Source organism: Xanthomonas cassavae CFBP 4642 (assembly GCF_000454545.1).
Lineage (GTDB): Bacteria > Pseudomonadota > Gammaproteobacteria > Xanthomonadales > Xanthomonadaceae > Xanthomonas > Xanthomonas cassavae.
Map to the genome: position 1 here is coordinate 3,879,637 of NZ_CM002139.1, position 25,317 is coordinate 3,904,953.

20 protein-coding genes and 1 pseudogene are annotated in these 25,317 nt (G+C 64.6%); 10 read left to right on the plus strand and 11 right to left on the minus strand.

Annotated features, from left to right (window positions below):
• The first annotated feature begins 7 nt into the window (after positions 1 to 7).
• From XCSCFBP4642_RS0116995 to XCSCFBP4642_RS30120, 3 genes are all read left to right on the plus strand, one after another.
• Positions 8 to 385 carry an Atu4866 domain-containing protein gene (locus XCSCFBP4642_RS0116995; protein WP_029220841.1) on the plus strand — a complete coding sequence of 126 codons (378 nt, stop codon included), beginning with the start codon at positions 8 to 10 and terminating at the stop codon, positions 383 to 385.
• A gap of 176 nt (positions 386 to 561) precedes the next feature.
• Positions 562 to 1,089, plus strand: a complete 528-nt coding sequence (locus tag XCSCFBP4642_RS30115) for an SDR family NAD(P)-dependent oxidoreductase (protein ID WP_235048236.1) — start codon at positions 562 to 564, stop codon at positions 1,087 to 1,089.
• An 88-nt stretch (positions 1,090 to 1,177) separates the two neighbouring features.
• On the plus strand, positions 1,178 to 1,429 hold the full coding sequence (locus XCSCFBP4642_RS30120; protein ID WP_228325707.1) for a hypothetical protein: 252 nt from the start codon (positions 1,178 to 1,180) through the stop codon (positions 1,427 to 1,429).
• Positions 1,430 to 1,616: 187 nt separating this feature from the next.
• Here XCSCFBP4642_RS30120 and XCSCFBP4642_RS0117005 read toward each other — a convergent pair whose 3' ends face one another.
• From XCSCFBP4642_RS0117005 to XCSCFBP4642_RS0117020, 4 genes are read right to left on the minus strand one after another with little or no spacing between them, the layout of a single operon-like run.
• A complete protein-coding gene (locus XCSCFBP4642_RS0117005) occupies positions 1,617 to 2,255 on the minus strand; it encodes a response regulator (protein ID WP_029220842.1) in 639 nt (212 codons plus the stop codon).
• A 40-nt stretch (positions 2,256 to 2,295) separates the two neighbouring features.
• Positions 2,296 to 3,345: an ABC transporter substrate-binding protein gene (locus tag XCSCFBP4642_RS0117010; RefSeq protein WP_029220843.1), complete on the minus strand. Its 1,050-nt coding sequence runs from the start codon at positions 3,343 to 3,345 to the stop codon at positions 2,296 to 2,298.
• Positions 3,345 to 4,730 (minus strand): sensor histidine kinase, encoded by a 1,386-nt coding sequence (locus XCSCFBP4642_RS0117015; RefSeq protein WP_029220844.1) that lies wholly within the window; start codon positions 4,728 to 4,730, stop codon positions 3,345 to 3,347. Before XCSCFBP4642_RS0117015 ends, XCSCFBP4642_RS0117010 begins: the two co-directional genes overlap by 1 nt.
• A complete protein-coding gene (locus tag XCSCFBP4642_RS0117020) occupies positions 4,723 to 5,424 on the minus strand; it encodes a response regulator transcription factor (protein ID WP_029220845.1) in 702 nt (233 codons plus the stop codon). The genes XCSCFBP4642_RS0117015 and XCSCFBP4642_RS0117020 overlap by 8 nt, the downstream gene beginning before the upstream one ends.
• A 255-nt stretch (positions 5,425 to 5,679) precedes the next feature.
• Here XCSCFBP4642_RS0117020 and XCSCFBP4642_RS0117025 point away from each other — a divergent pair, with 255 nt between their 5' ends.
• From XCSCFBP4642_RS0117025 to XCSCFBP4642_RS0117040, 4 genes are all read left to right on the plus strand, one after another.
• Positions 5,680 to 6,873 (plus strand): OprO/OprP family phosphate-selective porin, encoded by a 1,194-nt coding sequence (locus tag XCSCFBP4642_RS0117025; protein WP_029220846.1) that lies wholly within the window; start codon positions 5,680 to 5,682, stop codon positions 6,871 to 6,873.
• 217 nt (positions 6,874 to 7,090) lie between these two features.
• A complete protein-coding gene (locus tag XCSCFBP4642_RS0117030; RefSeq protein WP_029220847.1) occupies positions 7,091 to 8,419 on the plus strand; it encodes a CitMHS family transporter in 1,329 nt (442 codons plus the stop codon).
• Positions 8,420 to 8,589: 170 nt separating this feature from the next.
• Entirely contained in the window at positions 8,590 to 9,330 is a 741-nt protein-coding gene (phbB, locus tag XCSCFBP4642_RS0117035) for an acetoacetyl-CoA reductase (protein WP_029220848.1), read from the plus strand.
• Positions 9,331 to 9,573: 243 nt separating this feature from the next.
• The gene (locus XCSCFBP4642_RS0117040) at positions 9,574 to 10,605 is read left to right on the plus strand and encodes a LacI family DNA-binding transcriptional regulator (RefSeq protein ID WP_029220849.1); all 1,032 of its coding nucleotides are present in this window, start codon (positions 9,574 to 9,576) and stop codon (positions 10,603 to 10,605) included.
• A gap of 201 nt (positions 10,606 to 10,806) precedes the next feature.
• Here XCSCFBP4642_RS0117040 and XCSCFBP4642_RS0117045 read toward each other — a convergent pair whose 3' ends face one another.
• Positions 10,807 to 12,132, minus strand: a complete 1,326-nt coding sequence (locus XCSCFBP4642_RS0117045) for an MFS transporter (protein ID WP_029220850.1) — start codon at positions 12,130 to 12,132, stop codon at positions 10,807 to 10,809.
• Between the two features lie 265 nt (positions 12,133 to 12,397).
• On the opposite strand from XCSCFBP4642_RS0117045, the gene XCSCFBP4642_RS0117050 reads away from it, so the two are divergent.
• Complete coding sequence (locus XCSCFBP4642_RS0117050) at positions 12,398 to 14,854, plus strand: TonB-dependent receptor domain-containing protein (protein ID WP_029220851.1); 2,457 nt, start codon at positions 12,398 to 12,400, stop codon at positions 14,852 to 14,854.
• A 33-nt stretch (positions 14,855 to 14,887) separates the two neighbouring features.
• Positions 14,888 to 16,807: an amylosucrase gene (locus XCSCFBP4642_RS0117055; RefSeq protein ID WP_029220852.1), complete on the plus strand. Its 1,920-nt coding sequence runs from the start codon at positions 14,888 to 14,890 to the stop codon at positions 16,805 to 16,807.
• 214 nt (positions 16,808 to 17,021) lie between these two features.
• Here the strand turns inward: XCSCFBP4642_RS0117055 and XCSCFBP4642_RS0117060 are convergent, their stop codons facing one another.
• The 4 genes from XCSCFBP4642_RS0117060 to XCSCFBP4642_RS25935 form a co-directional block, all read right to left on the minus strand.
• Positions 17,022 to 17,702 (minus strand): type 1 glutamine amidotransferase domain-containing protein, encoded by a 681-nt coding sequence (locus tag XCSCFBP4642_RS0117060; RefSeq protein ID WP_029220853.1) that lies wholly within the window; start codon positions 17,700 to 17,702, stop codon positions 17,022 to 17,024.
• Between the two features lie 151 nt (positions 17,703 to 17,853).
• A complete protein-coding gene (locus tag XCSCFBP4642_RS0117065) occupies positions 17,854 to 19,116 on the minus strand; it encodes a flavohemoglobin expression-modulating QEGLA motif protein (RefSeq protein ID WP_029220854.1) in 1,263 nt (420 codons plus the stop codon).
• A complete protein-coding gene (gene rsgA / locus XCSCFBP4642_RS0117070) occupies positions 19,116 to 20,207 on the minus strand; it encodes a ribosome small subunit-dependent GTPase A (RefSeq protein WP_029220855.1) in 1,092 nt (363 codons plus the stop codon). Before rsgA ends, XCSCFBP4642_RS0117065 begins: the two co-directional genes overlap by 1 nt.
• A gap of 163 nt (positions 20,208 to 20,370) precedes the next feature.
• Entirely contained in the window at positions 20,371 to 23,322 is a 2,952-nt protein-coding gene (locus XCSCFBP4642_RS25935; RefSeq protein WP_053329584.1) for a calcium-binding protein, read from the minus strand.
• A gap of 117 nt (positions 23,323 to 23,439) precedes the next feature.
• Between XCSCFBP4642_RS25935 and XCSCFBP4642_RS0117085 the strand changes: the two genes are divergently transcribed.
• On the plus strand, positions 23,440 to 24,459 hold the full coding sequence (locus tag XCSCFBP4642_RS0117085; RefSeq protein ID WP_029219295.1) for an IS5 family transposase: 1,020 nt from the start codon (positions 23,440 to 23,442) through the stop codon (positions 24,457 to 24,459).
• 144 nt (positions 24,460 to 24,603) lie between these two features.
• Here XCSCFBP4642_RS0117085 and XCSCFBP4642_RS27445 read toward each other — a convergent pair whose 3' ends face one another.
• A complete protein-coding gene (locus tag XCSCFBP4642_RS27445) occupies positions 24,604 to 25,179 on the minus strand; it encodes a hypothetical protein (RefSeq protein WP_235048237.1) in 576 nt (191 codons plus the stop codon).
• A 4-nt stretch (positions 25,180 to 25,183) separates the two neighbouring features.
• A pseudogene (locus tag XCSCFBP4642_RS30860) lies at positions 25,184 to 25,317 on the minus strand (leukotoxin secretion protein D); the annotation flags it as partial.

The window sequence follows — 25,317 nt, forward strand, 5'->3', positions numbered from 1 at the left end:
TGCGCGCATGGGCATCGCCGTGGCCATGGCGCTTGGCGCCGGTGCGGCGGTGGCCTGCCATGCCGCCGCCATGGCCAGCGCCGCCCACCCCGCACCCCGCACCCCGACATCCTCGTCCTTGCCGGAACACACGCCCATGCAAACACCCCCCTACCTCGGCATGTGGGTCACCGGCGACGGCAGGATCCGCCAGGCCTTGCTGGCCAACGGCCGCTACGACGAAGCGCGCGATGCACGCCAAAGCGCCTATCAGCGCCGTTACGAAATCGCCGGCACCACCATCCGCTATTGGGATGACACCGGATTCACGGCCGATGGCCGTTTCGTCAGCCCCGACGAACTGCACCACGGCGGCATGATCTTCCATCGCGAACGGGCGGACTGACATGCCACCGCATCGCCGCAGTCCGCCGCACCGTCTTGTGACCTCCCCCGCGTTGCGCCGCGCATGGCGCAGGCGCTGCGCAGCCACGTTGCCGTCGTCTACGCAAACCGCTGAAAGCAGCGGCAATTCTGTACCGACACCATCGCACCCCTCTCAAGGACACCATGGAGACTGTCGTGATTTCAGGCGTCGGCTCGGGCATGGGCCTGCTCACTGCGCAAACGCCGATCCGCGCCGGCGATGCGGTCTATGCGGGCGTGCGCGATCCGCATGGCCGCAGCACGGCCCGCCGGCAGGCGCTGGAGGCTTACGCCGGCGACCACGGCGGCTATGTGCAGGTGGTCGCTCTGGACATCCACCATGCGCACTCGTGCCAGGACGCAGTCGATGGCGTGGTCGCCGCGCACGGCCGCCTGGATGCGGTGATCCACAACGCCGCGCATCTGTTCACCGGCAGCGCCGAGGGCTTCACCCCGGAGCAGCTGGCCGACAGTTTCGATACCAATGCGATAGGTGCGCACCGGCTCAACCGCGCAGCGCTGCCGCACCTGCGCCGCCAGGGCGATGGGGTGTTGCTGTACGTCGGCAGCACCATCACCCGCATCGTGGCGCCCTTCATGATGCCGTACGTGGCCGGTATGCGCTGGACGCAGTGGCCGACACCACCGCCTAACAGGTGCAACCGCTGGGCATCGAGACGGTGATCGTCATGCCCGGCACCTTCATGGATGGCACCTCGCACTTTCAGACCGCGGTGCGCCCGGCCGAGCCGATGGAACAGGCTACGCCGCCGTGCAGCCGGAGGGGGACAGCTACGAGCCTGGCCTGCGCCGGCTGTTTCGCGATGGGCAACCGGCGCCGGTGCAGGCAGTGGCCGACGACATCGCGCGCGTGCTTGCGCTGCCCAAGGGTGCCAAGCCCCTGCGCACCACTGTCGACTTGGCCGACTACGGCGCCGAAGCGGTCAACGCCGTGGTCGAGGCGCAGACCGAGCGCGTGTTCCGCATCATGGGCATGCAACGGTTACGCGCCGTGACGCCGTGATCTGCGTGGCATGTGGTGGGAGCAGGCATCACATGGCTGTCGCCCTGCAGGGCGGCAGCTGCCTGGGCGCGAGGAGTTTTTGCAACAGGACACGGGCGACATCGTCGTTGACCTTTGCCCCATGAGAAGCCGGCCCCATCGGCGGCCGGCGCCATCATTGCTGCAACCACCACATCCCTGCCATCGCCTAACCCTCGCCTTCCGGCTCCAGCGCCTTGACCAGCACCGCCGCCTGCGTGCGGCTGTAGCAATCCAGCTTTTTCAGGATGGCGGTGACGTGCACCTTGACGGTGTTTTCGGCCAGCCCCAGCTCATGGGCAATCTGCTTGTTGAGCAAACCGTCGGCCAGGCTCAGCAACACGCGGAACTGCTGCGGGGTGAGCTGGGCAAGCTTGGCGGCCAGCTGCGCATCGGCTTCGGAGCGTTCGGCCGTCATCGGCGGAAACCAGGTGCCGCCATCCAGCACGCTGGCCACGGCGGTGCCGATCGTTTCGGCCGGCGTGGACTTGGGAATGAAGCCGGCCGCACCGAACTGCTGCGCGCGCCGGATCACCCGCGGGTGATCGTTGGACGAGATCACCACCACCGGGATGTCCGGATGCTCGCCACGCACATGCAGCAGCGCCGAGAAGCCGCGCGCGCCCGGCATGGCCAGATCCAGCAGCACCAGTTCGGCATGCGGATGCGAGCGCAGCATCGTGCTCAGCGTGGCAGCGCTGGAGGCTTCCACGACCTGCGCCTGCGGCAGGGTCTGCTGCAGCACATGGATCACCGCAGCACGGAACAACGGGTGGTCGTCGGCGACGAGAATGGTGAGATCGGCCATGCGCCAAGTCTGGCACATGGGCGCAACCACTGCCGGTGTCCTAACGCGGCGGCTGCGTGCTCGCGCGCCAGGCCTCCAGAAACTGGCGTCGCTTGAATTTGTCCAGATACACCAGCAGGCCAGGGCCGAGCGGGATCGGCCGGAACGGTGGTTGCGCCGAACCGCCGCGACCGCCGGCCGCCGGCAGGATCGGCATCAGCCGCGCTTCGCGCGACAGCACCTGCTGGCCGCGCGGCGACAGCAGGTAGTCCAGGAACCTGCGCGCCTCGGGCGCATGCGGTGCGGTCTTGGGAATCACCGCGGTGCGCAGCGCCACCAGCGTGTAGTCCTGCGGCTGCACGATCCCCAGCGGCGCGCCGGCATCGATGCGCGTCTGCGCGTAGGACCCGAGCACGTTGTAGGCCAGCAACAACTCGCCGCGGCTGACGCGATCGAGCAGGGTCCCGGTGCGCTCTTCCAGCCTGACCTGGTTTGCCCCCAACGCGGCCAGCAGCGCGCCGGCGATGCTGCCCACCTGGCCGTCCTGGGTGGCGAACAGATAGCCCACGCCACTGCGCTCCACATCGTAGGTACCCACCTTGCCGCGCAATGGCGCATCCGGTGCGCGCAGCAGTGCCAGCAACTGGCGCCGTGTGCGCGGCACTCGCGCGGGATCGAGCTTGCGCGTGTTGTAGACGATGGCAACCGGCTCGTAGCTGATGCCGAACACCTCGTGCCGCCACTGCGCCCAGGCCGGCAACGCCTCGGTTTGCGCAGAACGGTGCGCCAGTGCGTGGCCATCGTTCACCAGCTTGGTCTGCAGATCCATGCTGGCACTGATCAGCATGTCCGCCTGAATCGCGTTTCCGCCCGGGTGCAGGTAGTGATCGTAAATGTCCCAGGCAATCACGTCCTCGTACACCACTTCGGTGCTGGGATGCAGGCGCTGGTAGTCCTGGATCACCGCCGCAAACACCTCCAGGTCGGTGGAGCCCTGCACGCGCAGCTGCGCCTGTGCGACGCCGCGTGCCGGAAACCGTCGCACGTCGCCCGGCGCCGCAGCAGCAACACCTTGCAGCAGCAACAACACCAGTAGCCATGCCGCACGCATCATGCGTTTCCTCCAGGAAAATGCAGCGAGGCGATCAGGCCACCGCCGATCCGGTTGGCCAGATCGATGTGCCCGCCATGCGCCTGCACCACGCGCTTGACGATGGCCAGCCCCAGCCCGGCGCCGCCGGCAGGTGCGTCCGGACCGCGTACGAACCGCTCGAACACGCGCTCGGCTTCGGCGGCCGGGATGCCGGGGCCATGGTCGGCGATGGTGAGCACGTGCTGATGTCCGTCGCTGGTCAGAGCCACCTGCAGCGGCGCGCCACCGCCGTACTTGCAGGCGTTGTCGATCAGGTTCTTGAGCGCTTCGCGTAGCAGCAGCGCATCGCCACGCAGCAGCGCCGGTTGCGAGTCGATGGCCAATTGCACGCGCGGTGCGCCCTCGCTGCGCGGCAAGGCCTCGTGCAGCGCCTGGTGCAGTACCTCGGCCAGATCCACGGTGGCGAAGCGCTGCAGGTTGGCGCGATGGATCACGCTGGCATCGCTGAGCAACTGGTTGAGCAAGCGGCTCATGTGGCTGGCGTTGCGCTCGATCGCGGCCAGGCTGCGCTGCATCTCGCGCGGGTCGTCGTCGTCCATGGCCAGCTGCGCCTGCGCACGCAAGGCGGCCAGCGGCGTGCGCATCTGGTGCGCGGCTTCGGCCATGAACGCACGCAAGGTCTCGTTGCTGGACGACAGCCGCGCCATGAAGCGATTGAGCGCGGTCACCATCAGCTGCATTTCCTGCGGCGCCGGCACGCTCAGGGGCTTGAGGTCGGACGGCTCGCGCCGCGACAGATCGCGCTCGATCCGTTGCAACGGTCGCAACGCGCGGTACACGCCCAGCCACACCAGGCCCAGCGCCAGCAGCGACAACACCCCGATCGCGATCAAGGCATTGAGCACCACATCGCGCGCCACCGCATCGCGTGCACGCCTGGTCTGGCCGACCTGCACGCGCACCTCGCCCTGCTCGGAGGCGGAAGCCACCCGATGCATCACCACCGCAAAGCGCACCGGCTCGCCGCTGTACTGCGCATCGAACAGCACCGGCCGCTCATCGCTGGGGGGCTGCGCCGGCAGCGGCAAGGTGTCCTCGCCGGTGATGGTACGGCCCTGCGCATCGAAGACGCGATAGAACACACGATCTTCCGGCGCCATGCCGAGCAGGTCCAGCGAGGCATACGGCAGATCCACCTGCCAGTCGCCACCGACCAATGCCACGCTGTCGATGATGGACAGCGCCGACGACACCAGCAGGTGGTCATAGGAACGATTGGCCGCGCGCTCGCCGTAATCGCGCGCGGCAAAGAACAGCACCACCGCGCCCAGCAGCGACAGGCTGCCCAGGTACAGCAGCAAGGTGCGCCGGATCGACGGCGCCGCCGTCAGCGGCTCAGCCATCGCTACCCGGCTCCACCGGTGCATGCGGGTCGGCTCCTTCCAGCTTGTAGCCGGTGCCGCGCACGGTGACGATGCGCAACGGCGCGCTTGCCAGCTTGCGCCGCAGACGGCCCACATACAGCTCGATCGCATTGGGTCCGGCATCGTCGTCGAAGCCGAACAGGCCGTTGCCGATCTCGTCCTTGCCCACCACCTGCCCCAGGCGCCCGATCAGGATTTCCAGCAGACGGTATTCGCGGTTGGGCAGTTCGATCGGCGCGCCATCGAGGGTCACCGTATGTGCGGCGTTGTCGAACACAAATCTGCCGATCTGCACCACCTCGCTGGCCTGGCCACGATTGCGCCGCAGCAGCACGCGACAGCGCGCTTCGAACTCGCGGAAATCGAACGGCTTGCCCAGGTAGTCGTCGGCGCCGACATCCAGTGCCTGCACGCGATCTTCGATGCCGTCGCGCGCGGTCAGCATCAGCACCGGCGTGGTGTCGCCACGCTCGCGCATCCCGGCCAACACGCGCAGACCGTCGAGCTTGGGCAGGCCGATATCCAGCACCACCAGATCGAAACTCTGATAGCGCAACACGCTGGCTGCCGCCACCCCATCGGCCTGCCAATCCACCGCATGCCCGCTACGACGCATCCGCCGCACGATGGCATCGGCGAGGTCGGCATTGTCTTCGACTAGGAGCAGGCGCATGGGGCGGGGATTCGTGAATGGGGATTGGGGATTGGTAACAGCGCTTGGTCGCGGCCGGAAGGTAACAGGCCGCGCACACAAAAGCTCGCCGCTGTTGCAACTCTGCTTTACGAATCCCAAATCCCGACTCCCCAATCCCCGCCCCTCCAACGACAGGTCCATGACAGCTTCCCGGGACTAGGCTGCTGCCGACGCGCCGCCGCGGTTATGCGGTGCATCGCTGAACGTGATTCACACATGTACCTGGGAGGGTCTGTGAACAACGACACTTTGCGTCTGCGTGCTTTCACCGCCTGCGCGGCGATCTGCCTGGCACCGGCGACGCATGCAGCCAATGAGGGCGGCCCGGTCACTGCCGAAGTGGGCGGGCGTGTGCATTGGGACTTCACCATGTTCGACAACGACGACCGTGGTACGCCCGAGCGCAACGACACCCAGTTCCGCCGCATCTGGCTGGATGTCGCCGGTAAGTTCTACGGGTTCAACTACAAGGCCGAGGCGGAATTCGCCGGCCTGCAGTACGAACCCGGCAGCCGCGGCATCCTGGCACGCGATGTCTATATCGCCAGGAAGTTCGCGGCCGGCACGCTGACCGTGGGGCAGTTCAAGCAGTACTTCTCGCTGGACGACCGCACCGGCTCCAACTACGGTCCGTTCCTGGAACGCGGCTATGCGGCCACCACACTGGCGCCGATCTACCGCAAGGCGATCTCCTGGCAGGCCAATCGCCCGGATGCGACCTGGTCCACGGCACTCTACAGCCTGGAAAGCATCGACAATTCGGCCACCAAGGGTCGCGCATTGGGTACGCGCCTGACCTTCGCACCGGAAATGGGCGAGGCGCGCCTGCGTCATCTGGGTGTCTCCCTGGCGCACGAGCGCTACGCGCATCCCGGCAGCGCCGGCACGGCGCCGCTGCTGATCCGCCCGCGCCCGGAAAACGATCTGGCCAACAACAGCCGCATCACCCTGGCACGGTTTGCCGATGGCCGCGATACCGATTTCGACAAGTGGTCGCTGGAGTATGCCGAAGTGCTGGGCCCATGGTCGTGGCAGAGCGAATTCAGCGGCGGCCTGCTCGACGATGGCAGCCAGCATGCCAAGCTGCTGGCCAGCTATGGCCTGGTCAGCTGGTTCGTCACCGGCGAATCGCGCGGCTACGACCGCAAGACCGGTCGCTTCAGCCGCATCGCCACGCCCAACCACCGCCATGGCGCGTTCGAACTGGCCTTGCGCTACGACTACATGCGCGGCGACCAGCACCTGGATGGCCAGCCCAATTTCATCGATGCCAGCACCCAGTCGTGGACGCTGGGCGGCAACTGGTATTTCAAACCAAACCTGCGGGTGATGCTCAACGTCATCGATAGCCGCAACCGCGACCGCACCATGAATGCAGTGGTGGACCACACGCTGGCGATGACCGGCCGCTTCCAGTACGACTTCTGATGCACCGCACTGTCGCTTCAATGGCCAGCGTAACGGCTGCATGCCGCATGGCCCTGCGGTCACGGCGCAGTGCCTGCAGCGCGGCGATGCGTCTTCAACACGCAGACGCACGCGCACTGCCCTGCGCACCTGCGCATCCGTCTCGCCATCGCCGTGCCCTCTGCGCTGCGCTGTGTTTCACCCTCCCCCTGCTGCACGCCCCAAAGGATTCGCCCGCATGCTGACCGCGCTCGGTTTCGGAATGGTGATCACTTTCATGTACCTGATCATGAGCAAGCGGCTGTCGCCGCTGGTGGCTCTGATCACGGTGCCGATCGTGTTCGCACTGCTGGGCGGCTTCGGCACCGGCATCAACGAGATGATGCTCGATGGCATCAAGAAGATCGCGCCCACCGGTGTGATGCTGATGTTCGCCATCCTCTACTTCGGGGTGATGATCGATGCGGGCCTGTTCGATCCGCTGGTCGGGCGCATCCTGCGCCTGGTCAAGGGCGACCCGCTGAAGATCGTGATGGGCACGGCGATCCTGGCGATGCTGATCTCGCTCGATGGCGACGGCTCCACCACCTACATGATCACCGTGTCGGCAATGCTGCCGTTGTACCAACGCCTGGGCATGAACGCACTCAACCTCACCTGCGTGACCATCCTGGCCAGCGGCGTGATGAACCTGACCCCGTGGGGCGGCCCCACGGCGCGTGCCGCCACTGCCCTGCATGTGGATCCGGCCGATGTGTTCGTGCCGCTGGTGCCGGCGATGGCGATGGCGATCGCCGGCATCCTCATGCTGGCCTGGTATCTGGGCATGCGCGAACGGCACCGCCTGGGCGTGGTGCGCCTGCCGGCCGACGGCAACTGGCTGGACACCAGCATCCCCGAAGAAAGCGATGCACTGCCGCGCGTGGAAGACACTGAGGACATGAAGCGACCCAAGCTGCTATGGGTGAACCTGCTCCTGACCCTGGCGCTGATGGCCGCGCTGGTGGTCGGCGTGCTGCCGATGCCGGTATTGTTCATGATCGGCTTCGCGCTGGCGCTGATGATCAACTACCCCAACCTGGCCGAGCAGCGCCGCCGTCTGGTCAACCATGCAGGCAATGTGTTGTCGGTGGTGTCGCTGATCTTCGCTGCCGGCATCTTCACCGGCATCCTGTCCAATACCGGCATGGTCGAAGCGATGTCGCGCAGTTTTCTCGCCATCATTCCCGACAGCTGGGGTCCGTACCTGGCGGTGATCACCGCCATCGTCAGCATGCCGTTCACGTTCTTCATGTCCAACGACGCGTTCTATTTCGGCGTGCTGCCGATCCTGTCCGAAGCCGCTGGCCACTACGGCATCACCCCGGTGGAAATGGCGCGCGCCTCGCTGGCCGGCCAGCCGGTGCACCTGCTCAGTCCCCTGGTGCCCTCGACCTACCTGCTGGTGGGCCTGGCCAAGGTCGACTTCGCCGACCACCAACGCTTCACGCTGAAGTGGGCGGTGCTGATCTCGCTGGTGATGCTGGGCGGCGGGTTGGTGTTTGGCTTGTTTCCGTTGGCGCGCTGACCTCCGCCGGGAATGGGGAATCGGGAGTGGGGAATCGGTAGAGCGGCGCTGTGCAGTCGTTTCGATTCCTGACTTCCAAAACGAAAACAGACACCGCAACAGCGTCTCCTGCTCTACCGATTCCCCACTCCCGATTCCCCATTCCCAAACTCCGAAGGAGTTAAACACCAATGACTCTCCGCATCGCATACGTCACCAGCGGCATGGGCAGTGTCGGTACCGCGATTTGCCAGAAGCTGGCGCGCAGCGGGCATACCGTGGTGGCCGGTTGCGGCCCCAATTCGCCGCGCAAGTCGGCCTGGTTGCGTGAGCAGCGCGAGCAAGGCTTCGACTTCGTCGCCTCCGAAGGCAATGCCGCCGACTGGGATTCCACCGTCGCCGCGTTTGCCAAGGTCAAGGCCGAAGTGGGCGAGATCGATGTGCTGGTCAATAACGCCGGCGGCAGCCGCGACACCTTGTTCCGGCAGATGAGCCGCGACGACTGGAATGCGGTGATCGCCAGCAACCTGCATTCGCTGTTCAACATCACCAAGCAGGTGGTCGACGGCATGACCTCGCGCGGCTGGGGGCGCATCGTCAATATCGGTTCGGTCAGCGCGCACAAGGGCCAGATCGGGCAGATCAATTTCGCCACCGCCAAGGCGGCCATGCATGGCTTCAGCCGTGCACTGGCGCAGGAGGTCGCCTCGCGCGGGGTCACCGTCAACACCATTTCGCCCGGCTATATCGCCAGCGCCTCGATCAGCAGCTTTCCACCGGACGTGCTCGACCGCCTGGCCACCTCGGTGCCGGTACGCCGCCTGGGCAAGCCCTCGGAAGTGGCCGGCCTGTGCACCTGGCTGGCGTCTGACGATGCCGCGTACGTCACCGGTGCCGACTACGCGGTCAACGGCGGCCTCTACATGGGTTGAGCGGGCACACAATCGACGCCCGCCGCGCTGCACGCACAACACACTCTCGCCACGCACGCCTGCATGTCCCGCTGCCCGCCTGCCCTGTACGTCCGGCGCTGGATCTGCGCCAGCGCCCACACCGCTAGGAGATCCGTGCGCATGTGCGCCCTGCCTGCGCGCACAAAAAGCGGCCGCCACTGCGCGAACGACCCGCCTGCAATGCGAACTGATTACACTCTGGCTTTTCCGCAGTGCGCTGCCATGGCCAAACCTTCAGAACGCACCCCACCCAATGCCCGCCCGCAGATGGCCGACATTGCCCGCATGGCGGGTGTGTCCGAGTCCACCGTGTCGCGCGCATTGGCCGGCAGTCCGGTGGTGGCCGAGCGTACCCGCGCCTACATCAAGCAGATCGCCGCCGATGCCGGCTACCAGGTCGACCCGGTCGCGCGCAGCCTGCGCGCCAAACGCTCCAACACGGTGAGCGTGGCGGTGCCGATGATGCATGCGCTGGATCAACCACTGTCCGACCCGTTCCTGATGACCATGCTGGCGCTGCTGGCCGAAGAACTCACCGGCCGCGGCTACAGCATGCTGCTGTCCAAGCTGGACCGGCATCAGGATGGCTGGGTGGAACAGCTCGCACGCGGCAGCCGCTCCGATGGGGTGATCGTGCTGGGACAAAGTTCCGAACACGCCGCGCTGGACCAGGCCGCGCGCGATGGCCTGCCGATGGCGGTGTGGGGCAGCCGCATCGATGGGCAGTCGTACATCAGCGTGGGCAGCGACAATTTCCAGGGCGGCGCGCTCGCCACCGAACACCTGATCGCCAGCGGCCGCCAGCGCATCGCCTTCCTCGGCGATGACCAGCTACCGGAGGTGGCGCCGCGCTTTGCCGGCTACCGTCATGCGCTGGAACAGCATGGGCTGGAGTTCGACACCCGGCTGCATGCGCGCAGCCATTTCGTCAGCGAAGATGCCTACCGCCTGACCCGCGCCATGCTCAAGAAGACCGACCCGCCGGATGGCCTGTTCGCCGCTTCCGACGTGATTGCCGTGGGCGCGATCCGCGCCCTGGTCGAGGCCGGACACCGCGTACCGCAGGACATCTCGCTGGTGGGCTTCGACGACATCCCACTGGCCGCCTACAGCCAGCCGCCGCTGACCACGGTGCGGCAGGATCTCCACCTGGCCGCGCGCCTGCTGGTGGACAAGCTGTTGGCGCTGATCGTGGGCGACACAGTGGAATCGGTTGAAATGCCGGTGAAACTGGTGGTGCGCGAGTCGGCGTGAGGCGGGGATTTGGGATTTGGGATTGCGGATTCGGAGATACCAGCCGGCAGCCCGCTTCCTTCTCCCGCCTGCGGGAGAAGGTGCCCGAAGGGCGGATGAGGGGGCGGGCGGCCAGCCGGTCAACTGTACTCGCCAACCAGGCAACCCGGCAGGCATGCGCATCTCGCATCTTCGGCAGCCGGTGATCTCAGCCAGGTATTCCTACGAATCTGCCAAGATCACTTTCGACTTGCGGACCTGCACACACAGCATCGCCACCGCCGCGGCGAGCATCAGCGCACCAGCCAGTTGGATCACCTTGCGTGGGTCGCCGTGCAATAACCGGTCGTAATACAGCGGCAGGGTGACGATCTGGATCAGCATCGGCAGCACGATAAACAGGTTGAACAGACCCATGTACACACCGGTGCGCTCGGGTGGAATGCTGTCGGCCAGCATCAGGTAGGGGTTGCCCATCATGCTGGCCCAGGCCAGGCCAATGCCGATCATCGGCAGCAGCAGGAGCCAGCGGTTCTCGATACCCGGCAACACCCACATGCCGACGCCGGCCGCCAGCAGGCACGCGGCATGCGTGTACTTGGGGCCGAAGCGGCGCACCACCGGCACCATCGCAAAGGCCGCCAGGAACGCGATGAAATTGTAGAAACCGCCGATCTGCCCGTTGACCAGGCCCGCCTCGCGGAAGCCGTGCGAGGTGGCGTCGGTGGTGCCGAACAAGGTGGTCGACAGCGACAGCACGATGTATTGCCAGTAGCAGAAGATCGCATACCACTGGAACAGCATCACCGGCGCCAGCTGGCGCATGGTCGGTGGCATGTCGCGCAACGCGCCGCCGATCTCGCGCACCACCGCACCCAGGCCGGCACCGGGCTGGCGCATGCGCTCGATCTCGGCCGGCAGGATGACCGGCTCGCGCACGCTGCGCGCGGTGAGCAGGATGGAGGCAGCCGAAAACCCCGCGCCGATCACGAACGCGGCGATGGTGACGTACGGAATATGGTGCGCATTGGCGGCGTCCTGGTTCATGCCCATCCACACCAGCACGGGCGGAGTGAGATACGCCAGTGTCTGCGCCAGGCCGGTGAATGCGCTTTGCGTGAGATAGCCCAACGGCCGCTGCGGCGGCGCCAGCACGTCGCTGACCAATGCACGGTAAGGCTCCATCGCCACGTTGTTGGCCGCATCCAGCACCCACAGCAGGCACACCGCCATCCACAGCGCGGTACTGAACGGCATCGCCAGCAGGCACAGGCTGCACACCAGCGCGCCCAGCACCATGTACGGCATGCGGCGGCCCCAGCGGGTCACCGTGCGGTCGCTCCACGCACCCACGAACGGCTGCAGCACCAGGCCGGTGATCGGCCCGGCCAGCCACAGGTACGGCAGGCTGGCGTGGTCGGCGCCCAGGTAGTTGTAGATCGGGCTCATGTTGCTCTGCTGCAGCCCGAAACTGTATTGCACGCCGAAAAATCCGGCGTTGAGCGCCAGGATGCGCGCGAAGGAAAACGGGGTCGCGGTCGACGACATGCAGGGCCCTGGGCATCGGTGCGGCACCCAGTGGCCGCAGCGCAGTGTACCCTGCCGTTCTTGCAATCGATTGTAACGCTGCGCTGCAACAGATCTATCGCTCCCATCTCCCCTCGACAATTAGCTTGGCAATGCTGCGATGCAGATTGCAATCGATTGTAGTGCAGCGTATTACTGCGCCCGCACTGCAGGTCACACGGCCGGCCCCTTGGGAGGGGACGATGCAGGCGTCGGCATTCCACCACCTGTGAGAGAGAGAATCGCAATGTCCACCTTGCACACCCTGCGCCTGCATGCCCTGGCCGGTGCGGTCGTTTCCTGCCTGTGCGCGCCTGCCGCGCTGGCACAGGACACGCCAGCAGCCGCGCCCGCCACACCGCCGGCTGCCGACAGCGCCGCGGTCAATCTGGACTCGGTGTTCGTCACCGGCACCTCCACCGCCACCACCAAGTTGAAATCCAGCGTTTCGGTCAGCAGCGTCGGCGCCGAGGCGATCGAGCAGTCGGCACCGCGCAGCACCGCCGAGATCTTCCGCAACATTCCCGGCATCCGCTCCGAGTCCAGCGGCGGCGAAGGCAATGCCAACATCGCCGTGCGCGGCCTCCCTGTCGCATCCGGCGGCGCCAAGTTCCTGCAGTTGCAGGAAGACGGCCTGCCGGTGATGGAGTTCGGCGACATCGCCTTCGGCAACGCCGACATCTTCCTGCGCTCGGATTTCACCCTGGACCGCATCGAAGCCATCCGCGGCGGTTCGGCATCCACCTTCACCAGCAATGCGCCCGGCGGCATCGTCAATTTCATCAGCAAGACCGGCGACACTGCGGGCGGCAGCGTCGGCGTCAGCCGCGGCCTGGACTACGACAACACCCGCATCGATTTCGATTACGGCGCGCCGTTTGCCGAGCAGTGGCAGTTCAACATTGGCGGCTTCTTCCGCCAGGGCGATGGCGTGCGCGATGCCGGCTACACCACCGACAAGGGTGGCCAGCTCAAGGCCAACCTCACCCGCCTGTTCGACAACGGCTACGTGCGCCTGTACGGTAAATACCTCAACGACCGCGCCGCCGGCTACCTGCCAGTGCCCACCTCCGTGCGCGGCCGCGATGGCTCGCCAGACCTGGGCGGTTTTCCCGGCTTCGATCCCGGCAACGACACCTTGTACAGCCGCAATTTCCGCACCGATGTCGGCCTGGACGGCAACAACCAGCCGCGCCGCACCGACCTGAGCGACGGCATGCACCCGATTTCGCGCACCATCGGTGCCGAAGCCTGGTTCGACCTGGGCAATGGCTGGAACCTGAGCGAGAAGTTCCGCATCGCCGACAACAGCGGCCGCTTCGTCAGCCCGTTCCCGGCCGAAGTCACCGATGCCGCCACGCTCGCCGCGTCCATCGGCGGCGCCGGCGCGCAACTGGTGCAGGCCAGCGGCCCCAATACCGGCCAGGCCTACACCGGCAACGCGATCCGCACGCATCTTTTCAACGTGGCGATCAACGACCTGGGCAACGTCATCAACGACCTCAGCGTCTCGCGCGCGTTCGGCGGCGACGGCCGCACGCTCACCCTGCGCATGGGCTATTACACCTCGCGCCAGACCATCGACATGGACTGGACCTGGAATTCCTACGTGCAGAGTCTGGGCCGCGATTCGCGCCTGCTCGACGTGGTCGACGCCACCGGCGTGTCGCGCTCGCAAAACGGTTTGTATGCATACGGCACACCGTTCTGGGGCGACTGCTGCATCACCCGCAGCTACGACGTGCGCTACGACGTCAACGCGCCGTATGTGGCACTGACCTTCGACAGCGGCAAGTTCAGCATCGACGGCAGCCTGCGTTACGACATGGGCGATGCACGCGGCAGCTACAACGGCACCGCGATCGCGCAGAACCTGGACGTCAACGGCGATGGCGTGATCCAGCCGGTGGAACAGCGCGTGGCCACGGTCGATACCGCCAACGCACGGCCGGTGGATTACGACTGGAACTACCTGTCGTACTCGCTGGGCAGCAACTACCTGATCAACGACGACCTGGGCGCGTTCGCACGCATCAGCCGCGGCGCACGCGCCAACGCAGACCGCTTGTTGTTCGGGGTGGTGCGCGACGACGGCTCGGTCTCCTCCGATGAAGGCGTCAACGTGGTCCGCCAGGCCGAAGCCGGCCTGAAGTGGCGCCGCGACGGGCTGGGCCTGTTCGCCACCGCGTTCTCGGCGCGCACCGAGGAACAGAACTTCGAAGTCACCAGCCAGCGTTTCTTCAACCGCAGCTACGAGGCGCACGGCGTGGAGCTGGAAGCCAGCTATCGCCATGAAGGCTTCACCGTCAACGGCGGCCTGACCTGGACCGATGCGGAGATCTCCCGCGACCAGATCACCCCGGAGAACACCGGCAATGTGCCGCGTCGCCAGGCCGATGTGGTGTGGCAGTTGACGCCCAGCTATCGTGGCGATGGTTACCAGTTCGGCGTCAACCTGATCAGCACCACCGATGCCTACACCCAGGATTCCAACCAGTTGAAGATGCCGGGCTATACGCAGGTGAACCTGTTCGGCGACTACCGCGTGACCGACGCGCTCACCGTGGCGCTCAACGTCAACAACCTGCTCAACACCTTTGGCCTGACCGAAGCCGAAGAAGCCACGATTCCGGCCAACGGCATCATTCGCGCGCGCTCGATCGCCGGCCGTACCACCAGCATCAGCCTGCGTTACGACTTCTAAGGATCGGTGCCGGGCACTGCCCGGCCGCTACCCATGAGCCCCCCCCTCCTCGATATCACCCCATGGCGCGCGGTGTTCGCCGCGCCGCTGGATGCACTGCAGGCAAGCACGCTGCTGGCACGCTTCGACCACCATGCGCCGCGCCTGCTGGCGGCACTGCACTCGCTATACGGCGAGCGCAGCGGCTATGCGCAGTGGCTGACGCGCTGGCTGGGCGCACTGAGCAGCAACGCGCGGCAACGCCCGCAGGCGTTGCAGCAACTGGATGCGACACGTCGGCCCGGCTGGTTCGGCGAGCAGCACATACTGGGCTACAGCGCCTACGTGGACCGCTTCGCCGGCACGCTGCAGGGCGTGGCCGAACGCGTGCCTTACCTGCAGGAGCTGGGCGTGCGCTACCTGCACCTGCTGCCATTCCTGCGCGCACGCGCCGGCGACAACGACGGCGGCTTTGCCGTCAGCGATTACGGCCAGGTCGAACCCAGCCTCGGCAACAACGACGATCTGATCGCGCTCACCACACGGCTGCGCGAGGCCGGCATCAGCCTGTGTGCGGACTTCGTTCTCAACCACACAGCCGACGACCATGCCTGGGCCCGCGCCGCACGCGCCGGCGACACGCGTTACCTCGACTACTACCACCACTTTGCCGACCGCCAGCTTCCCGACCAGTACGACGCCACGCTGGTGCAGGTCTTTCCGCATACCGCACCAGGCAACTTCACCTGGGTGGAGGCCACCGGGCAATGGATGTGGACCACGTTCTACCCATATCAGTGGGATCTGAACTGGAGCAACCCGGCGGTGTTCGGCGAGATGGCGCTGGCGATGCTGCGGCTAGCCAATCTGGGCGTGGAAGCCTTCCGCCTGGATTCCACCGCCTACCTGTGGAAGCGCCCCGGCACCAACTGCATGAACCAGCCCGAGGCCCACACCCTGCTGGTGGCACTGCGCGCAGTGGCCGACATCGTGGCCCCTTCGGTAGCGATGAAAGCCGAAGCCATCGTGCCGATGGCCGAATTGCCGCCGTATTTCGGCATCGGCGCAGACCAGGGCCACGAATGTCATCTGGCCTATCACAGCACCCTGATGGCGGCAGGTTGGTCCGCGTTGGCGCTGCAACGCGGCGACATCCTGCACAACGTCATCACCCACAGTCCGCCGTTGCCGGCCAACTGCGCGTGGCTGAGCTATGTGCGCTGCCACGACGACATCGGTTGGAACGTGTTGCAGCACGAAGCGGCAGGCAATGCCGCGCAACCGCCCTTCGCATTACGCGATGTCGCGCGCTTCTATGCCAACGAGGTGCCTGGCAGCTACGCGCGAGGTGAACGCTTCCAGAGCAGCGGCGACGGCGTGCACGGCACCAACGGCATGGCCGCGGCGCTGACCGGCATCCAGGCGGCTGTTGAAAGCGCAGATGCGGCAGCAGTGGCGCTGGCGGTAGACCGGCTGATACTGCTCTATGCGCTCGCCCTGGCAATGCCTGGGGTACCACTGATCTACATGGGCGACGAACTCGGCTTGCCCAACGACACCAGTTACCGCAGCGATCCCGAGCGCCGGCACGAGGGCCGCTGGCTGCATCGGCCGGCGATGGATTGGCAACGCGCGGCGCAGCGGCACGACGACCGTAGCCTGGCTGGGCAGATCTATCAGCGCCTGCATGCGTTGATCCAGCAACGCAGCGCGTTGCCGGCGCTGGCAGCGGATCGACCACTGGGCAGCGTGACGTTGAACGACCCGAAGCTATTTGCGCTGACGCGTGGCGACAGTTTTATCGCCATCCACAACTTCAGCGATCAACCGCTGAATGCAGAACTTGCAGACAGCGCAGTTGGCCGGTGGCGTGTGGTGGGCGATCGAAGCGAATCAGGTGTCGCACCGCTGGGCGATGACATGCGCCTCGTACTGCCCGGGTATGCCGTGCGCTGGTTGGAACGCATTGATTGAGCAATGTGGATGCAGCGGCTTGGTTGGTGCATCGGCCTGGCTACTGCATCGGCAATGCCCTCGCCCAACCCCTCTCCCACAGGGAAAGGGGCGTAAGGAGAGCAAGCCTTGTCCCGCTTGAAGCCGCCGCTATTCCTTCTCCCATCGGGAGAAGGTGGCGCATGGCGTCGGATGAGGGAGCGGGATGCGGCGCTACCACATTGCAGTCGTCGACTCAGCGCTTGCCCAGCTCGAGCAGGGTTTGCGCGGTCTTCTCCGACGAGGCCGGATTCTGCCCGGTCACCAGCGCGCCATCGGTGACCACGTGCACGCCCCAGTCGGCGCCCTTTTCGTACTTGCCGCCGAGTTCGGTCAGCACGTCTTCCACCAGGAACGGCACGATCTTGGTCAGGCCCACGCCCTCTTCCTCACCATTGGTGAATCCGGTGACGCGGCGACCGTTGACCAGCGGCTTGCCGTCGCTGCCCTTGACCCGGCGCAGTGCGCCCGGCGCATGACAGACCAGGCCATGCGGCTTGTCTGCCTTGGCAAAGGCCTCGATCAGCGCGATCGAGTGGGCGTCTTCGGCCAGATCCCATAGCGGTCCGTGACCACCCGGGTAGAACACGGCGTCAAAATTCTCGGCCTTTACGTCGGCGAGGCGATGGGTCGTAGCCAGAGCCTGCTGCGCGGCACTGTCCTGCTTGAAGCGCTTGGTCGCCTCGGTCTGTGCGTCGGGTTCGTCGCTCTTCGGGTCCAGCGGCGGCTGGCCGCCCTTGGGCGAGACCAGGGTGATGTCGGCGCCAGCGTCCTTGAAGACGTAGTACGGCGCGGCAAACTCTTCCAGCCAGAAACCGGTCTTCTTGCCGGTGTCGCCGAGTGTGTCGTGGGACGTGAGCACCATCAGGATCTTCATCGCATTGCCTCGCGCAGTTGCCCATCTCGGGCGAGGCAATCAGTGTGCAGTCCAGCTCGTTGCAGCGTCGTGTAGAGCGCGTGGCAGGCACCGCATTTGTTCAGAGATATAGCAACTACATCACAACGGAGACGCTACGGCGCTCCACTGCTCACACATTGATCGCTGGCGGCTGCAGCTGATCCATGCGAATGCGATTGGCGAACAACGAGAACGCCAGCATGCCGGCCAGCCCACTGGCGCGGCTCACCCACGGCGGCAGCCAGCGCGGCGCCACCAGCACGCCGCTGTCGAACAAGGGCGCAAACCGCGCCACATCGCCCAACGCCATCTTGCCGGCGAACAGATAGCGACACAGCTGTAGCTGGTCGCGCTGCAAGGCATGCCGGAAAAAGGTGTGCACGGCGACCAGGCCGCGCAGGTACACGGTGTCCTTGGTAAACGCACCGCCGCCTGCAGTGGGCACGCCGCGGAACACACGTTGCGCCGACGAAAAGCTTTCGGTTGCGCTCTGCCCGCTGTCGGTGAAATAGCGGAACACCTCGATGAAGTCGGCGCCCGCGCGCGCCATCGCAATCGCTTCGATGCGCAGGCTGATGCGCTTCATGCGTTCGATATCGATGCTGCCGGTGATCTGCTCGGCAAACGTGGCCAGCCCTTCCTGGGTCGCCGTGGTGCGCGGCGAAGAAATACCCAGGCTGGGCAGATGCACCTGCGCGCGCCCGTTGAGCGCGGTGAGCGAATGCACCAGCGCCTCGTGATGGAACAGCTGCGCGCGGTCGTAATCGCTGAAGGTCGCGCCGCTGCGCAGGCGGATGCGATGCGCGCCGGCCGCCGCCTTGGCCAGCAGATCCGGATCCAGCGTCACGGTGATGACGCGCCCTTCAAAGAAGCCGTCCAGATCGTTTTGCAACTGCATGCGCAAGGCGGTGGCCGAAACCGGCACCTGTTCTTCCGGCGCCAGCAGTTCGCGGTCCAGCTCCTGCGCGATCTGGATGAAGTGTCGCGCCGCCTCGCGCGTGCTCGGGCCGTTGCCCGGCATCGGGTCGTCGGGCACACCGAACAGCTGCGCCGAATAATCGCTGACCGCCGCGGTGCCCAGCGACTCCAGCAGGCCGGCGGCCAGATCCCAGCTATGGGTCGAATCGATCAGGTAGGTTCCGATCGGATGATGCGGATCGGCCGCCTTCGCAATCGCTGAAAGCTCGCGCCGGGTATCGCCAAAATCCAGTAGCGGATACTCCACCTGCGGCAGCTCCGGCTGCCCGCGCGCCACGCTCTGCAGGAACGGCTCCTGCAGCGAGCGCGGCCAGCTCGCCAACGCCAGCAGACGCACCCCGCGCACGGCCTTGACCAGACGCGCATCCAGCGCCGTGTGGTGGACGATGTCCGGCGGGCCCTTGCGCGATGGCATCAGCGGCGTCCGTTGCGGTCGACGCTGGCAGGCCGCCGGCCCGATCCCTTGCCCCGGTTGTTCTGCGCAAGGCGTGTGGCGAGCTTTTCGGCCGCTGCGGCCACTTCCACGCGCAGCTTCATGTAATTGGCCACCCGCTCTGGATCCAGCGTATCGGCCTCGATCGCCGCACGCACCGCACAGCCGGGCTCGGCGATATGCGCGCAATCGTTGAAGCGGCACTGCGCCGCCAACGCTTCCACATCGGAGAAGCCGCCCTCGGCCAGATCTTCTTCGCCGGTGGGCTTGAGCTCGCGCATGCCGGGCGTATCGATCAGGCAGGCACCGGACGGCAACGGAATCAAGGCGCGATGGGTGGTGGTATGCCGGCCGCGCGAATCGTTCTCGCGCACCGCATTGGTCTTCATCTTCTGCGACCCGAGCAAGGTATTGGTCAGCGTCGACTTGCCGCCACCGGACGAGCCCACCAGCACTGCGGTACGGCCATCGCCCAGCCACGGCCGCAGCGCCGCCACGCTGTCCGGATCCTTGGCGTTGACCGCGCGCAACGGAATGTTCTGCGCTTCCAGTTCCTCCAGCACCGCCAATGCGTCCTCCGCGTATTCGGTCTGATCGGCCTTGGTCAGCACCACCACCGGCTCGGCACCGCCGCCGCCGACCAGCAGCAGATAGCGTTCGATGCGGCGCGGATTGAAGTCCGCATCCAGCCCGCACACGATGAACACCGTATCGATGTTGGCCGCGATCACCTGCTGGTGGTAATGCTCGCCGGCCGCGCCGCGCTTGATCGAGGTACGCCGCGGCAGCAAGGCCACGATGCGCTTGCCCTCCATCAGCACCCAATCGCCCACCGACGCCCGCTCATGGCTGGGAAACCGCGGCCGCTGCCACTCCGGCAGCGACTCGGCCTTGAGACCGGCCTCCGGCGTATCGGCCACCACATAGCCGGTGCGGTGCTGCTCCACCACCCGCGCCGGCAACGCCTGCGGATGCGCAGCGAAGAGCGCCTGCCAGGCCGCTTCTTCCGGCGGCCCGGGCCAGGGCCAGCCGATGGATTGCAGGGTGGGGTAGTCGGGGAACGCGTGGGTCATGCCGGGATTCTACGCTCCCGCTGCATTGGACGAGCGCCCAGGCGGGCGCTTCCGTCCCCTTCCAGCATGCATTGTGCAGCGATGCGCACGGCAAACGCTGGAAATGCACGCCTGCAAACGGCAGCGGGTGGCCGGAAGCGGTCCAGCCACCCTAACGCAGCGATTACCGAAGCATGACATCCATCTGCCGCACGTAATCGGTGCCATGGAAGACACCAGATTCGAAACGATCGGAGATAGCCATGGCGTTGACCAGATTCTGCCCCTCGGACAGCGTGGTGGCCATTGCGCCCACATCGAACGCGGCCAGACTCACCGCGAGCCCCGAACCGAGCGTGCGCGCGGACACGGATTGTTCGCGCCAGGTCTTGGCGAAGGTGGGATTGAGCGCCGTACGCTGGCTGGCGGTCAACGTGGTCTGCCCTTGCGGCGGCGCCGTCATCCCCGCCATGGCGCTGACTAGGGCCTGGACGTCGGCGGCATACAGCAGCTTTGCGCCATCGTCGGTGCGGATGCTTTCCACACGGTACTGCTCGCCCAGATACCAATCCTTGACCACCAGCTTGTCCGACGTTCCGATCACCGAGACTTCCAGGTTGTTGCTCCCAGAAGGCCGCTTGAACCAGAGTTGATCGTAGGCAACGCCGGAAACGAACCTGGCGATGTCGGCATTTCCGGCCGTGGCATCGTTCTCGACCACGGTATCGATTCCATATCCATGTCCGAACAGATAGACATCGTCGCCCGTTCCGCCAGTCAGCGTATCCGTGCCGGACCTGCCGTCCAGGGTGTCGTTTCCGCCGAGCGCCGAGAGCGTGTTGTTGCCGCTGTTTCCGGCCAGGATATTGGCCACGGCATTGCCGGTGCCGTTGATCGCCGCGGTTCCGGACAGGCTGAGATTCTCGACGTTGGAACCCAATGTGTAGCTGATGGTGGACAGCACGGTATCCATGTCTTCGTCAACGCGTTCGGTGACCGTGTCTCCGGTCGCTCCGACCATGTAGGTATCGTCGCCCGCGCCGCCCAGCATCGTGTCGTTCCCGGCTCCGCCGTCGAGCGTGTCGTTGCCCTCGTACCCGGTGAGGGTGTTGGTGCCGCTGTTGCCGGTCAGGACGTTGTTAGCGCCGTTTCCAAAACCAGCCAAACCACTGTTGCCGGTCAACGTCAGGTTTTCCACATTGTCGATCAGGGTATAGCCGATGGAGGACTGGACGGTATCGACGCCCTGCGCCTCCCATTCCTCGACGACATCGCCTGCGCTTGCGACCACGTAGGTATCGTTGCCCTCCCCGCCCCGCATGTAATCGGAACCGGCTCCACCATTGAGCGTGTCGTTGCCCGACCCACCTTCAATGGCGTCGTCTCCGTTGTTGCCGACCAGCGTGTCGTTACCGTCGCCTCCGGTCAGGACGTTGGCGGACGCGTTGCCGGTGATGACGTTATCGAGGCCGTTGCCGTTACCGTACTGGGCCGATCCCAGCAAGGTCAGCCGCTCCACGTTGGCTGTCAGATCATAGTCGGTGTAAGCATTCACGAGGTCGCTGCCTTCGGCCGCGAACTCGATGACCCGATCCAGGTAGGCATCCACCGTATAGACATCGTCGCCCAGTCCACCATACATTTCATCGGCCGACAGCCCGCCGTTCAAGGTGTCGTTGCCGGCCAGGCCATACATGATGTCCGGCGCGTCCGTGCCGACCAGGGCGTCAGCGGCCGAGGTCCCGTCGATCCGGTTCATCACATCGATAGACAGCAGTGCCTGGGCGGACTGCCCAAACGAGTCGGTTGCGGTGAGCGTCAATGTCGAGTTCCACTGCGAAGCGGAATCGGGCGTACCCGAGAATGTCGCAGTGGCGGCATCGAACGTCAGCCATCCCGGCAGATTGCTTACCGAATACGTGAGCGGCTCGTCGTCGACGAAGGTATCGGCAGGCAGTACGTATGCGAACTTGGAGCCCATCACCACCGAAGTCCGCTGCATGTAGACGTTCGCAACCGGCGGCGCGTTGCGCAACTGCTCAAGCGTGGCACCTTTGCGGGTGGATTGCTCGCCACGAAAATAGAATTCGTCGATCACGCCCGTCACCACATCGCCTGCATCGCTCTGTGCCCAGTAATTGCGCACCGTGATCGAATCCGACGAAACCCCCTTGAAGGAGATGACCAGATCGTTGTCACGGCGCGACCAGATCACATCCTGCGACCGTATCTCGCTGGAGAACAGGATGGTGCCGGAACCGCTTCCCGTACTCCCGTCCACCAGCCGAATCAGGTCGCGTCCGTCACCACTACCGTAGAAGACGCTGTCTTTTCCAAGGGCCAGCACTATTTCGTCGTCGCCCACTCCACCCGACAGGTCGGTCAACCCGAAACCCGAGACGAGCAGATCGTCACCCTCCTCGCCATACAAACGATCCGTATAACCCGATCCAGAATTTCCACCCGAGCGCAGCTCGTCGTTCCCTGCCCCACCGTAGATATAATTTCCCGCCGCGTTGCCGGAAAGCATATTTCTCTCACTGCTTCCTCTCAGGGTATTATTCCCATTGAGGCTCGTATCAATCCGATACACCTCTACATTCCGCCCTTCGGCAACAGTGAAACTGCGCGATTCCATGCGCATCACGATCGCGGTATCCATACCGCCCGTCGCGTCCTCGACGATCGTGTCGAGAGAGTCGATCGCATAGACATCATCCCCGCCGCCGCCGATCAGCGTGTTGGCGCCATACGCCATCGCACCATCCAGCCGGTTGTTGCCCGCATCGCCCGTGGCGCTCGTGTCATCGGCGGTCAACTCGATGTTCTCGATGCTCTGCAGGCCTGCGAGGGAGTAGGAAATGGAGGCACGGACCGTGTCGATGGAGTTGTACCCAGGCACAGTGGGCTCGACGATGACGTCGCCGAGGCTGTCCACCACATAGATCTCGTTCGCATCGCTTCCCTTCAGCACATCGTCCCCACCCTTTCCATCCAGCAAATAGGAAAGATCACGATGGCTATAGAAACCCGTCGGAGCGGCGATGCTGATCGTGTTGGCCAGATCGTTGCCGATCAGGTTGCGCGGGATGTACTGCCCGTTCTGCAGATACGCGAACCGGCTGTGTTCGGCCACCAGATTCTCGACGTTGGCCGCGAGCGTGATGTCGTAGAAAATACTATAGGGAACCTCTAAAAACCCCAGGATCCTGTCATCATTGACGTAATGCGATGCTAGCGGAGGGTGCTACAGATGATCAGTTTGTTCGCCGGTGAAGAACGTGATGCTAAACGTCAGCAATTGAGTGATCCGCTGGCCGTGTTGTCGCGTCACATCGACTTTGGCGGTATTGCCCGTGCGGTGGATGCGAGGCTGTCGCTCGGGCCGAAGGCCAAGGGTGGCCGGCCAGCGTGGCCGACTGAGGTGATGATCAGGGTGTTGCTGTTGCAGCAGTTGTACAACCTTTCCGACGATGCGTTGGAGTATCAGTTGCTGGATCGGCGTAGCTTCGTTCGGTTCGTCGGTCTGGAGAAGAGCGGCAAGGTGCCGGATGCGAAGACGATCTGGGTATGGCGCGAGCGGCTGAAGAACAATGACGTGATCGGAGATATCGATGCGGCGATCAGCGGACAACTGGCGCGCGCCGGTTACATTGCCCGTGGCGGGCAGATCATTGATGCCAGCATCGTCAGTGCGCCGATCCAGCGCAACACGCGCGAGGAAAACGCGCGCATCAAGCAGAACGACATCCCGGAGGATTGGAGCGATGCCAAGCGCGCGCAGAAGGACGTGGATGCGCGCTGGACGAGCAAGCACGGCAGCTCCTATTACGGTTACAAGTTGCACGCCAATGTCGATCGTCGCTGGGGATTCATTCGCGTGCACGAGGTCAGCAGCGCGAACGTGCATGACAGCCGGTACTTCGAGCGGTTGCTGGATGCGGGTAATACCGCACGCATACTTCGTGCCGATAGCGCTTATGCCGACCGGGACCGTGAAGCCCGCTTGAAGCAAGAGGGATATCGTGTGGACATCCAGCACAAAGGTACACGCGGCAACGCATTGAGCTCGGCCCAGCAGCGGCGCAATCAGCGCATCGCGAAAGATCGGGTGTTTGTCGAGCACGCATTCGCGCGACTGACGCAACAAGGTGGCAAGTGTCTACGCACGCTCGGCTTGGCACGTGCGAAGGTGGTCATCGGATTGAAGGTTGCCGGCCATAACCTGCTGCGTCTGGCACGATTGCAGCAGGCCGGGATGCGGCCGGTATGAATGCCGCAGGCCAGAAGAACGCCTCGCGCGCAGCGTCGGCGAGCTGAGAGCTTGGCCGACCATGTCAGAGTGCTGATGTTTCCAAGCATCGTCACCTCCATGCATGCGCCACATCGACTCCGGCATGGTTATTCGAGGTGCCCATTAGTTACAAATCAGATTTGGTACTTCACGATAAAATTCAGAAATTAATTTTGGCGGATTGTAGTCAAACTGACCGGTAACCCCTGCCACATCTTTCCACGACAAGTAATGCGAATACTCACCCCCATTGCGGAATCTCCAATGGGAATCGCCTGAAAGATTAACCCGCATACGCTCTATGGGCGCTTCATTTTGATCAATCAACTGCATTTTACCGCCACGCCAACGCATTACATCCAGCAGATAATCTCCCTTGCGCCTTCCAATACAAAATTCGTTGCGACTTTTAGCTGCCATTTCAATCAAGTAAGCGTCATTGCCAACGACGTAGAAAGACTGTACCTGTGCAGACCCCTCTGCTACCCAGATCACTCCTAGCGGCTTATATCTAAGCTCTTGATGAGTTGTCACGATGGATGAGGAATTGGGAAAATCAAACTTGCCTGATGCCTGACGCTCAACTTCGATAAAACGCCCCTCATCCAACCAAACCTGCTCCTTCCATTTCATCTTTTGTTTGCAGCTAGACATACACGTCATGACCACGGCCAAACCGACGAGCATCAGCAATTTCATAATTTCATCTCTCTCTCAAGGATTCCGAGCCATGCACTCGTAATGGACTCAACAAGTAATCAATCACCCGCCGCTTGCCCGTCTTCACTTCCGCACTCAAGCTCATCCCGGCACTCATCCGCACCTTGACCCCATCGA